The organism is Agrobacterium sp. 16-172Ci (assembly GCF_053522725.1).
Genome location: NZ_JBNWBW010000020.1, coordinates 21,838 through 34,097, shown reverse-complemented (window position 1 = coordinate 34,097; position 12,260 = coordinate 21,838). Strand labels below are relative to the sequence as shown.

Annotated in this window: 9 protein-coding genes and 1 riboswitch; of the genes, 2 read left to right on the top strand and 7 right to left on the bottom strand. The window is 60.8% G+C overall.

What is annotated here, in order from left to right:
- The first annotated feature begins 8 nt into the window (after positions 1-8).
- Positions 9-242, top strand: a complete 234-nt coding sequence (locus ACQZ40_RS17555) for a hypothetical protein (protein WP_065657079.1) — start codon at positions 9-11, stop codon at positions 240-242.
- Positions 243-433: 191 nt separating this feature from the next.
- Here ACQZ40_RS17555 and metE read toward each other — a convergent pair whose 3' ends face one another.
- From metE to xylF, 4 genes are all read right to left on the bottom strand, one after another.
- Positions 434-2,782, bottom strand: a complete 2,349-nt coding sequence (gene metE, locus ACQZ40_RS17550) for a 5-methyltetrahydropteroyltriglutamate--homocysteine S-methyltransferase (RefSeq protein ID WP_448748354.1) — start codon at positions 2,780-2,782, stop codon at positions 434-436.
- A gap of 100 nt (positions 2,783-2,882) precedes the next feature.
- Positions 2,883-3,094, bottom strand: a riboswitch (cobalamin riboswitch).
- 61 nt (positions 3,095-3,155) lie between these two features.
- Positions 3,156-3,938: an ATP-binding cassette domain-containing protein gene (locus ACQZ40_RS17545; protein WP_078053354.1), complete on the bottom strand. Its 783-nt coding sequence runs from the start codon at positions 3,936-3,938 to the stop codon at positions 3,156-3,158.
- A gap of 18 nt (positions 3,939-3,956) precedes the next feature.
- A complete protein-coding gene (locus ACQZ40_RS17540; protein WP_078053353.1) occupies positions 3,957-5,270 on the bottom strand; it encodes a sugar ABC transporter permease in 1,314 nt (437 codons plus the stop codon).
- Between the two features lie 149 nt (positions 5,271-5,419).
- Positions 5,420-6,460 carry a D-xylose ABC transporter substrate-binding protein gene (gene xylF / locus ACQZ40_RS17535; RefSeq protein ID WP_003520852.1) on the bottom strand — a complete coding sequence of 347 codons (1,041 nt, stop codon included), beginning with the start codon at positions 6,458-6,460 and terminating at the stop codon, positions 5,420-5,422.
- Between the two features lie 243 nt (positions 6,461-6,703).
- On the opposite strand from xylF, the gene ACQZ40_RS17530 reads away from it, so the two are divergent.
- The gene (locus tag ACQZ40_RS17530) at positions 6,704-7,936 is read left to right on the top strand and encodes an ROK family protein (protein WP_448748353.1); all 1,233 of its coding nucleotides are present in this window, start codon (positions 6,704-6,706) and stop codon (positions 7,934-7,936) included.
- A gap of 19 nt (positions 7,937-7,955) precedes the next feature.
- Here the strand turns inward: ACQZ40_RS17530 and ACQZ40_RS17525 are convergent, their stop codons facing one another.
- From ACQZ40_RS17525 to scpA, 3 genes are all read right to left on the bottom strand, one after another.
- On the bottom strand, positions 7,956-9,500 hold the full coding sequence (locus ACQZ40_RS17525) for a glycerol-3-phosphate dehydrogenase (protein WP_448748352.1): 1,545 nt from the start codon (positions 9,498-9,500) through the stop codon (positions 7,956-7,958).
- Between the two features lie 170 nt (positions 9,501-9,670).
- Positions 9,671-10,087, bottom strand: a complete 417-nt coding sequence (gene mce, locus ACQZ40_RS17520; protein WP_448748351.1) for a methylmalonyl-CoA epimerase — start codon at positions 10,085-10,087, stop codon at positions 9,671-9,673.
- Positions 10,088-10,100: 13 nt separating this feature from the next.
- The gene (gene scpA, locus ACQZ40_RS17515; protein ID WP_448748350.1) at positions 10,101-12,242 is read right to left on the bottom strand and encodes a methylmalonyl-CoA mutase; all 2,142 of its coding nucleotides are present in this window, start codon (positions 12,240-12,242) and stop codon (positions 10,101-10,103) included.
- Positions 12,243-12,260 lie beyond the last annotated feature (18 nt).

Here is a 12,260-nt window from a genome sequence, read left to right as displayed (position 1 = left end):
AGGGAATCATGGCGGCGTCTACCACAGATATACTTGAACAGGACAATGCAGACGAGATTCTGGCGCTCGGGCGGATGGTTTCCTATCTTTGCCAGCGCTCGAAATCTCTGGAACTGGGCATGTCGACCTATTTCCTTGAGATGGCATTGTTGTCGCTGGCCCAGGACATCAATCAGCAGGGTCTGCCGCCGGTAAGCGCAGAGCTGAATGTCGGCGCCTTCGCTCAGGCCGATCTGCATTGAGCGCTTTCGCAACGGCCTAGATTCGCCGGGATTGAGCGTTTCCATACCGATCTCCAGTCGCAGCCCGGAAACGGTCTCTCTGCCTGTCCGGCTGGCTCCATCCTCCCGGAGAGGCATTCATATGCCCTCCCCCAAATTTTTCAGGCGTAAGCCATGATGGAGGCCCGGTTCTCGCCGGGCCTCCATTCATATCAAAGCACCGCGCGGCGAAGCTCGGCAGCGGCGGCGACCATGTTGACCAGAGCGGGCCTCACCTCTTCCCATTTACGCGTCTTCAAGCCGCAATCCGGATTGATCCAGAGCTGCCGGTCGTCAAGCCGCTCTCGCGCCAGCGCCAGAAGATCGACCATTTCTCCAACCGCCGGCACGCGCGGCGAGTGGATGTCATAAACGCCGGGACCGATCTGGTTCGGGTATTTGTAGGTCCGAAACGCATTCAGCAGTTCCATCTTCGAACGCGAGGTCTCGATGGAGATCACGTCGGCGTCCATGGCAGCAATGGCATCGATAATCTGGTTGAACTCGGAATAGCACATATGCGTGTGAACCTGTGTGCGGTCACCCACGCCGCTGGAGCAAATGCGAAAGCATTCCACCGCCCAGCCGAGATAATCCTGCCAGTCCCGGTGCCGAAGCGGCAGTCCTTCTCGAAGAGCCGCCTCATCGATCTGGATCATCTGCGCGCCGGCTGCTTCGAGATCATTGACCTCATCGCGGATGGCGAGCGCGATCTGGCGGCATGTCAGGCTTCTGGCGATATCGTCGCGCACGAAGGACCAGTTGAGGATCGTCACCGGCCCGGTCAGCATGCCCTTGACGGGTTTGTCGGTGAGCGACTGCGAATATTCCCACCAGCGAACCGTCATCGTTTTCGGACGCGACACGTCGCCGAAAATGATGGGCGGGCGCACATAACGCGAACCGTAACTCTGCACCCATGCATGCTGGGTGAAAGCGAAGCCGGAAAGCTGTTCGCCAAAATATTGCACCATGTCATTGCGCTCGAACTCGCCGTGCACGAGAACGTCGAGACCGATTTCCTCCTGCCAGCGAATGGTCGCTTCGGTTTCCTTCTCCAGGAATTTTTCATATTGCGCATCGGTCAGCGCGCCCTTGGAATGTGCCGATCTGGCCTTGCGCACCTCCGGCGTCTGCGGGAAAGAGCCGATGGTCGTCGTTGGGAAAAGCGGCAGCGCGATGGCCTGCGATTGCACTTTCTGCCGCTCGGCAAACGGGCTCGCCCGCTTCCTGTCGGCCTCGCCAATCGTCGCAATACGCTTCTGTACGGCGGCGTCCGTTACCTTCGGTGAGGATGCACGCCCGGCAACGGCCTTGGAGGCAGCCGCCAGTTCCGTCGCGACAGCAGCCTTGCCATTACCGAGAGCCTTGCCAAGCGTGGCAAGTTCGCCGAGCTTCTGGGTGGCGAAGGAAAGCCAGCTTTTGAGATCGGCATCGAGGCCGGTTTCCAGTTCGAGATCGACCGGGACATGCAGCAGCGAGCAGGAGGGCGCGATCTGAAACGCCGCCGCACCGCGTGCCGCGATGGCGGGTTCCAATCGGGTAATGATTGCGGCGAGATCAGCGCGCCAGATGTTGCGGCCGTCTATGACACCCAGCGACAGGACGCGATTTTCCGGCAACGCTTTTAACGCCGCCTCCAGCGCATCGGGTGCTCGCACCAGATCGATATGAAGGCCCGCGACCGGAAGCGACGCGACGGCTTCGAGATTGTCCTCAAGCCCACCGAAATAGGTGGCGAGCAGGACTTTCAGATCCGGCGCGGCCTTCGACAAAGCCTGATAGGCCACGGCCAGCGCGTGACGCTCCCCCTCGGAAAGATCAAGCACGGCGACCGGCTCGTCGATCTGGACCCAGTCCGCACCGGCCACGCGCAGGCGACGCAGCAGCTCTTCATAGACGGGCAGCAGCCTCGCCAGCAGATCGAGCGGCTTGAAGGCTGCCTCGCGCGCCTTGGCGAGTTTCAGGAACGTGACCGGGCCGAGAATGACCGGACGCGTATGGACGCCGAGCGCCTTCGCCTCAAGGAAGTGGTCGACCGGCTTTTGCGAGGTGAGCACGAAATGCTGATCCTCTGAAACCTCCGGTACCATGTAGTGATAGTTGGTGTCGAACCATTTGGTCATTTCCAGCGCCGGAACGCCCTGACCATGATGCGAATGTCCTTCATGCCCATGGCCGCAGCCTGCATGCCCTTCGCTCTGGCTGCCGCGCGCCATGGCGAAATAGGTGGAGAGGGAAACATCTCCGCCCGCCGATCCATAGAGGGATGGAATGGCGCCCACCATCACGGCTGTATCTAGGACATGATCGTAAAGGGAAAAATCGTTGGAAGGGATATGGGCAATCCCCTTCTCAAGCTGAAGCGCCCAGTTTTCGGCGCGCAGCCTAGCTGCGGTTTCGAGCAGTTCCGTCTCGGAAATCTTGCCGGACCAGAAGCCTTCAAGCGCGAACTTCAGTTCACGATGGCGTCCGATCCTCGGAAAACCGAGAGATGCGACTGGAATGGACTTGTCTGGCATTTTCATACCCCATTTGGTTGTGGGGGCATGGGTAAAGCGGACGCGTGCAGGCCCGGCCTGTGCCGGACCATTGCAGCAACCACCGGGACACCCCGCCCGTGGACGTTATTTTGTCCTGGCAGGTCTCCTGGCTTACGGGTCGTCGCCTTTGTCCGTCTTCCCGGGGTTTACCCCAGTGACGTGTTGGACAAAGGCTCGCCGCTTACAGTTGCGGGGGCAGCTCCGGTCTTGCCGATCGTCGGCGCACCGGATTCCCTCTTAGCTCCGGGATCGAACAAACGAGCCCGGAGAACCATGACACCCGCATTTCTCACCACGGGCACCACGATGTCAATAGACATAAAGAAATCTTTATATCTTTATTTCACTGAACTCAGAGCGCGACCGCACCCGGCCCCGGCACCGCACCGGGCGGCACCTTGCCCAGAATAATCATGCCAAGCACCTCGTCCTTGGTGACATCCTGCGTGCGGGCATGGCCCACCACCTTGCCGTTCTTCATCACGAAGACCCGGTCGGCCAGATCGAAGACATCGTGAATATCGTGGCTGATGAGGAAGATGCCGATGCCCTGCCGTTTCAACTCCTTGACGAGATCGCCCACCTGCGCCGTTTCCTGCGGGCCGAGTGCGGCCGTCGGCTCGTCCATGATGAGGATACGGGCATCGAACAGAATGGCGCGGGCGATGGCGACGGATTGCCGCTGGCCGCCGGACAACGCCTTCACCGGCTCCTTGAACCGGCGGAAGTTGGGGTTGAGACGCCCCATGACCTCGCGGGCCGAGGCTTCCATGGCGACATCGTCAAGTGTGCCCCATTTCGTCTTCAGCTCGCGGCCGAGATAAAGATTGGCGGCCGCATCGACGTTATCGGCCACGGCCAGTGTCTGGTAGATGGTCTCGATGCCGTATTTCTTGGCATCGCGTGGATTGCGGATATCGGCATCCTCGCCATTGATGAGAATATCCCCGCCATCGCGCCGATAGGCGCCGGAGAGGATTTTGATCAGCGTCGATTTGCCCGCGCCATTGTGGCCGAGAAGGGCGACCACCTCACCGGGGAAAAGATCGACAGAGGCGTTTTCCACCGCATGGATACCGCCGAAGGAAATGGAAATATTGCGCATTTCCACGAGGGGCGTGACTTGGTCCGTCATAGGAGTTCTCCTCGGTTCTTACTTGGCGCGGGCGCGGTAGATGGTGTCGAGCCAGACGGCGACGACCAGAACCACACCGACGACGATGCGCTGGAAGGGCGTATCGATGCCCACCAGCACCATGCCGGATTGCAGCGACTGCATGACGAGCGCGCCGAGCATCGCACCCGCTATGGTTCCGACACCGCCGGCAAGCGAAGTGCCGCCGATGACGGCCGCCGCGATGGTGTAAAGCTCGTCCAGCTCGCCCTGGGCATTGGTCGCCGCGTTGAGGCGGGCGGTGGAGATGGCGGCGGCGATGGCGCACAGAACACCCATCAGCGTGAAGATCTTCACCGTGACCCAGCGGGTCTTGATGCCGGCGAGTTCGGCCGCTTCCGGATTGCCGCCGATGGCGAAGACATAACGGCCGAAACGCAGCCGTGTGGCGATGAAAGTCATGACCGCACCGACGGCGAGCGCCATCAGCACCGGAATGGCGATGCCATGCGAAATGAACAGACCGCCTTCAGGCCAGGCGATGCCATTGGCATCGGCATAGTTGCGGGCGATGTTGACCGGCCATGGATAGCTGTTGACCACCGCCACGAAACCGATGACGACAAGGCAGCCCAGCGCGGCCAGAAAATATTCCGCCCAGACGGGCCGCAACGGAAAGCCGAAACGGCGGCGCTGATGGCGGGAGTTCAGGATGGCCGCAATGATGGCGACGCAGGCGATGACAGCGGCGATCCAGCTCCATGTCGCGCCGATCGAACCGCTGGTGCCGCCGCCCATCAGGCGGAAGGTGGAATCCATCGGCGCCACGGTGCGGCCGCTGGTGATGAACCAGGTGCCGCCGCGCCAGACAAGCAGGCCGCCGAGCGTGACGATGAAAGACGGCACGTTGAGGAAGGCGATGATGGAGCCCTGCAACATGCCGATGGCGCCGCCGACGAGAATGCCGACCATAAGCGTGACGATCCACGTGGCCCAATGTTCAAAGCCGAGGATCTGCGGCAGGATTTCCGCCTGCATGACACCCATAATCATGCCGGAAAAACCGAGGATCGACCCGACCGACAGGTCGATATTGCGGGTGACGATGACGAGCACCATGCCGGTTGCCATGACAGCCACGGAGGCGGTCTGCACGGAGAGGTTCCAGAGGTTTCGCGGCGTCAGAAACAGCCCGCCGGACAGGATATGAAATCCGATCCAGATCAGAAGAAGCGCACCGACCATGCCGAGCAGTCTGGTATCCAGCTCGGTGGCGTTGATGAAGCGCGTTATCGAGCCTGTTTTTTCCGTCTTTTGCGACGCTGTAGTATTGGACTGGGTCATATCGGCCATGAACTGCCGGTGCTCCTCACATCTTAGAGCGTTTTCGCTTTTTTCTGGCGCATTTCCGGACGGAAAACCGGGGCCTACTTTTCCTGGAAATGCTCTAAAGGCGCCGCGCCATGAACCATGGCGCAGCGCCCGAACCGGGACCTATTCGCTCAATCGCAGGCTTTGACCGTTTTAGCCTTCACGCCCTGGCAGGCCGTTTCCTTCTTGATCCAGCCGGCGTCGATGACGACGTTCAGATTGTCCTTCGTGATGGCGATAGGCTTGAGGAAGACCGACTGCATCTTCACTTTTTTCGGACCGCCTTCAAACGTGGAGACACCCTTGATCTCGGTCATCTTCTTACCGCCGGCCAGTTCCAGCGCAATGCCAGCCGCTTCCTTGCCGAGTTCACGGCTGTCCTTCCAGACCGACACCGTCTGCGTCCCGAGCGCGACGCGGTTCAGCGCGGCGAAATCGGCATCCTGACCGGAAACGGGAACCGAACCTGCCATGCCCTGCGCGGCGAGAGCGGCGATTGCACCGCCGGCCGTGCCGTCATTCGAGGCGACGACCGCATCGACCTTGTTGTTATTCTTGGTCAGGAACTGTTCCATGTTCTTCTGGGCATTTTCCGGCTTCCAGCCATCGGTATAGGCTTCGCCGACATTCTTGATCTTGCCGCCGTCAATGGCCGCCTTCAGCACTTCCTGCTGACCGGCGAACAGGAAGTCCGCATTCGGGTCGGAAGAAGAGCCCTTGATGAAGACGTAATTGCCTTCCGGCTTCACCTTGAAGACTTCGGCAGCCTGCAGACGGCCGACTTCCTTGTTATCGAAGGTGATGTAGAAGGCGTTCTGGTTTTCGATCAGGCGGTCGTAACCCACGACCGGAATGCCCTCGGCAACGGCCTTTTCAACGGCCGGACCAATCGCGTCGCTGTCCTGCGCCAGAATGATCAGCGCGTTTGCGCCCTGCGAGATCAGCGATTCCACGTCGGTGAGCTGCTTTGCGGCGGATGATTGCGCATCGGCGGAGATGTATTTCGCGCCGGCCTTGTCGAGCGCTGCCTTGATGGCCGCCTCATCCGTTTTCCAGCGTTCTTCCTGGAAATTTGACCAGGACACGCCGACGACGAGATCAGCGGCCATGGCGGCAGTGTGCAGGGAAACGAGTACGGCCGTACCCGCCAAAAGCTTGGCAAAAGAATTCATGATGTCCTCCCGGTAAGGGCGAAGCCCCGCACCTCCATGCAGGAAAAACGCCCGGAAAAAGCTGCCGGTCTCTGTGGTTTCACAATTTTCTCGACAGTCGAGAAAATTAATGTCAGAGATTCCCCATGCTGTCAACAACGGCTGCGGGCAGCATCCGGGTGCCTTGATCTTCGCTCTGGCATGCGCCATCAGAGTGGATCAGCACGACAGGAAAAAGGCCGTTCAGGGAGCATGCCCCAGCCCATGTCCGCCATTGCAAGTACGGAACTGGTGCGCCAGAAAAACAGCCTGTCGGTGATGGCGGCGCTGCGCCTGCACGGCAGCCTTTCCCATACCGACATGTCGTCTTTCACCGGACTTGCTTCCGCAACCGTGTCCGCCATCACCACCGAGCTTGAGCGGGCCGGGCTCATTCTGCGGAAAGAGCAGCTCGCCACCGCCGGCCGTGGCCGGCCGCGCATTCTCTTCGGCCCGCGCGGCGCTTTCTGCCATGTCGCCATCGTCATCATCTCATCCGACAGCGTGCAATATTCGCTGGTCGATTATGCCGGCAAGCTGGTGGACCGCTTCACCGAACAGAGGATTACAGCTGAAAAAGGCACATTCGGCGGCGCGATCCTCGCTGGCCTCGCAAGACTTGCCGATCGCTCGCGCATCGACCGTCACGATATCCTCCAGGTGTCGATCAGCAGCAAGGGGCTGGTGGATGCGGCCACGGCAACGCTTGTCTGGTCGCCGGTTCTAGGTGACGAAAGGATTGATTTCCAGCGACTCGTTTCCGGGGACGGGCGCATTCGCGTGACGCTGAACAACGAGACGCTGCTGGCCGCAAAAGCCATCTGGATGCGGGAGCAGGCACGGGAAAACTCAGCGCCGGAAGCCCTCGTCACTCTGTCGCTCGGCCACAGCATCGGCCTTGGCATCGCCCGCTCGACGGGCGACGCAATCGATGTCAGCGCTCCCAATTTCGGCCACATGCTGCATCTGGCCGATGGCGCGCTGTGCCGTTGCGGCACCAAAGGCTGCATCGAGGCCTATTCCGGGTTTTACGCCATACTGCGTTCTGCTTTCGAAGCCCCGCCGCAGGCGGAACCGGCGAAATTCGTGCCGATCGCCGAGGTGGACAAGATCGCCGCTTCAGCCCGCAACGGCGCGCGCATGGCGCGGTTCGCCTTCCGCACCGCCGGACTTGCGCTCGGTAACGGTCTTTCACGCCTCTTCAGCCTGCATGGCCATATGCCGGTCTTCATCACCGGCCCCGGCACCCGCTATTTCGATCTTCTGGAAAGCGGCCTTCACGACGGCCTTGCACAATCGCAGGCAGTACGTTTCGGCGGCATGCCAAAAATTGGCATTGCGCCCGACGAACCGGAGTTGGTGTTTGAAGGGCATATGGAGCACGCGCTTTCGGCCGCCGACGACTACATCCTGAGCGCTGACGGCCCTGAGAGAGCGGGAAGGAATTCCGGGAACTGACGAGGCCGGCGGCGGATGCTCAGGCGCGCTCCGCCACGGCTTCAGCCTTTTCCTCGCCACCCGTCAGTGTTGCCAAGAATGCATCCAGACCGGCGGCCTCGTCCTTGTTCAGGCGCAGACCCTGTTTCGTGCGTCGCCAGAGAATGTCCTCGGCCGCGCAAGCCCATTCATGCTCGATCAGCCAGCGCACCTCGCATTCATAGAGCGTGCCGCCGAAATGCCGGCCGAGGCCGGAGACATCGGTGGCGCTGCCCAATAGTTCCACTGCCTTGGTGCCGTAGTTTCTGACAAGCCGCTCGGCATGACGGCCATCGAGGAAGGGATAACGCGAGACAAGCGCCTGGACCTGCGCCTCATATCTTTGGGCGCCGAAATCGCCGCCGGGAAGATGCGAGCCCGCCGTCCACGGCTTGCCCTTTTCGCCAATCGCCGCACCGATCTTTTCCAGCGCATGTTCTGCCAGCCGCCGATAGGTGGTGAGCTTGCCGCCGAAAATATTGAGGAGTGGCGCCTCACCCGCTGTCTCTTCAACCTTCAGCACATAATCGCGCGTCGCCTCCTGCGCTTTCGATGCACCGTCATCAAAAAGCGGGCGAACGCCGGAATAGGTCCAGACGATATCTTCCGGCCGGACCGGTTCGCTGAAATAGTCGCTGGCCGCGTTGCAGAGATAGGAAATCTCCTCCTCGGAGATGCGAACCCTGGCCGGATCGCCCTTGTAATCGCGGTCCGTGGTTCCGATCAGCGTGAAATCGCGCTCATAGGGAATGGCGAAGATGATGCGGTTATCCGGGTTCTGGAAGAAATAGGCGCGCGGATCGGAAAACTTCTTGCGCACGATGATATGGCTGCCCTGAACGAGCCGGACATTGTGCACGTCGTTGCGGCCGAAGACGCCGGAAAGCACCTTGTCCACCCATGGGCCGGCGGCATTCACCAGCATACGCGCCTTGTGCGTGGCCGCGCGTCCGGTTTTTTCATCCAGCGTCTCGATGAGCCACAGCCCGCCTTCACGCCGTGCGGAAACGACGCGTGTGCGGTTCAAGATCGTCGCGCCGCGATTGGCCGCGTCGCGCGCGTTGAGAACCACGAAACGGGCATCATCCACCCAGCCGTCGGAATATTCGAAGGCTTTAGCGAAAACCGGCTTCAGCGGCTTGCCCGCCGGGTCCCTGCGAAGGTCGAGCGTGCGGGTCGCCGGCAAAAGCTTGCGGCCGCCGAGATTGTCATAAAGAAACAGGCCGAGCCGGACCATCCAGGCCGGGCGCACGCCGCCTTTCTGGATGGGCAGGACGAAACGCATGGGCCAGATGACATGCGGCGCCATGGCCCAGAGGATTTCCCGCTCCATCAGCGCTTCGCGCACCAGACGAAACTCATAATGCTCGAGATACCGCAGACCGCCATGAATAAGCTTGGTGGCGGCGGAAGACGTGCCGGAAGCGAAATCGCCCTTTTCCGCAAGCGCGACGGAATAGCCCCTGCCGACGGCATCGCGGGCAATGCCGCAGCCGTTGATGCCGCCACCGATGACAAAAAGATCGAAAATATTCTCGCCGGACATAGAGCCTCCACGACAGCGTCGGGGGATCGCGTCCCCATCGTTGAAAGACAATTGCCATAAAAACGAAAACAAAACGAATGTCAAAAGAAAACAAACGAAACACGTTCCGGCAAAGGCGAACGGCCGCTGCGCCGTCCACCGTGTGGCCAGCCTCTTACGGAGTCTGTGTTTCAGCCATGTGTCTGGGAAACCTGCTCAAGCTCATAGAGCACGCCACCCATATCCTTCGGATGCAGGAAAAGAACGGGATTGTCATGCGCGCCGATCTTCGGCTCGCCATCACCCAGAATTCGAACGCCCTTTTTGACGAGATCGTCGCGCGCCGCGACAATGTCAGGCACTTCAAAGCAGAGATGATGCGTGCCGCCGCCCGGATTTCTCTCGAGAAAAGCGGCAATCGGCGAATCTTCGCCGAGCGGGTGAAGAAGCTCGATCTTGGTATTGTCAGCCTGAATGAAAACCACCGTCACGCCGTGTTCGGGTAGCGATTGCGGTTCCGAGACATCTGCGCCGAGCCCCCTATAACGGGCGATGGCGGCATTCAGATCGGGCACCGCGATGGCGACGTGATTCAATCTTCCGAACATGGCCGTCTTTCCCTCACGCGTTGCGCCTGATGCCTTCTAGCAGGTCGAGCACCTTGTTCGCAGCATCCATGACATTGGTGCCGGGGCCGAAAATCGCCGAGACACCGTGGTCGAGCAGGAACTGATAATCCTGCCGCGGAATGACGCCGCCGACGACGACGATGATATCTTCCGCGCCCTTCTGTTTCAGCGCCTCGACCAGCTGCGGCGCCAGCGTCTTGTGACCTGCGGCGAGCGACGACATGCCGACCACATGCACCCTGCTCTGAACGGCGAGATCAGCCGCCTCAACGGGAGTCTGGAACAGGGGTCCGGCCAGCACATCGAAACCGATATCGCCGAAGGCAGAGGCAATGACCTTCGCGCCGCGATCATGCCCATCCTGCCCGAGCTTGGCGACCATGATGCGCGGCTTGGTGCCGATCCTCTCAGCCACACCGGAAAGCCGGGCGGCGAGCGTGGCAAGTTCCGGCTCGTCCTTATAGGCCTCGCCGTAAATATCGCTCACCACCTCCGGCACGGCGGCATGGTCGCCGAAGGCCGCACGCAGCGCATCGGAAATCTCTCCCACCGTCGCGCGGGCGCGGGCGGCGACAACCGCGGCCTCGAGAATATTGCCCTTGCCGCTGCGGGCGATCTCGGAAAGTGCTGCCAAAGCGGCGGTCACGTCCTTGCCATCGCGGCGGCGGCGCGTTTCTTCGATGCGGCGGATTTGCGCGGCCCGCACGGCGGCGTTGTCGATATCGAGAACATCGATATCTTCCTCGTTTTCGAGACGGTAACGGTTGACACCGACGATAACCTCCTCGCCCTTGTCCACCGCCGCCTGCCGTCGCGTTGCCGCCTCTTCGATCAGCCGTTTCGGCAAACCTTCCGCCACCGCCTTGGTCATGCCGCCGAGCGCCTCGACCTCCTCGATCAGCGCCCAGGCCTTCTCTGCCAGTTCATCCGTCAGGCTTTCGACATAATAGGAGCCGGCCAACGGATCGACCACCCTGGTGACACCGGTTTCGTGCTGAAGGATAAGCTGGGTATTCCGCGCGATGCGGGCGGAAAACTCCGTCGGCAGGGCAATCGCCTCATCGAAGGAATTGGTGTGCAGCGACTGCGTGCCACCCAGCACGGCGGACATGGCCTCAAAGGCGGTGCGGACGATGTTGTTATAGGGATCCTGCTCCTGCAGCGAGACGCCGGACGTCTGGCAATGTGTGCGCAACATCAGCGACGACGCCTTCTGCGGCTTGAACTCCTCCATGATGCGCGACCAGAGCAGGCGCGCGGCGCGTAACTTGGCAGCCTCCATGAAGAAATTCATGCCGATAGCGAAAAAGAACGACAGGCGCCCGGCGAAATCATCGACATTCAGTCCCTTGGCCAGCGCCGCCCGCACATATTCGCGGCCATCCGCCAGCGTGAAGGCCAGCTCCTGGGTAAGCGTCGCGCCCGCTTCCTGCATGTGATAACCGGAAATGGAGATGGAGTTGAATTTCGGCATCTCCTTCGCCGTATATTCGATGATGTCGGCAATGATCCGCATCGAGGGTTCCGGCGGATAGATATAGGTATTGCGGACCATGAACTCCTTGAGGATGTCGTTCTGAATGGTGCCGGAAAGGGCGGCGCGGGGCACACCCTGTTCTTCCCCCGCAACGATGAAACTGGCGAGCACCGGAATGACCGCGCCATTCATGGTCATCGACACCGAGACTTTTTCGAGCGGAATGCCATCGAACAGGATTTTCATGTCCTCGACGCTGTCGATCGCCACGCCCGCCTTGCCGACATCGCCCTCCACACGCGGATGATCGCTATCGTAACCGCGGTGGGTGGCGAGGTCGAAGGCAACCGAAACGCCCTGCTGACCGGCGGCGAGCGCCTTGCGGTAAAAGGCGTTCGAGGCTTCGGCCGTGGAAAAACCGGCATATTGGCGGATGGTCCAGGGCCGGCCGGCATACATGGTGGCGCGCGGGCCGCGCGTGAAAGGCGCAAAGCCCGGCAGGCTGTCCAGATGGGAAATCTTCTGAAGATCGTCAGCGGTATAGAGCGGCTTCACCTCAATGCCTTCGGGTGTGTGCCAGACGAGCGTTTCCGGTGAACGCTTCAGCTCTTTCTCGGCAAGCTGCAGCCAATCCCGCGCCGTTTTTTCACCCGACATGCATCTCTCCCCTTCTGC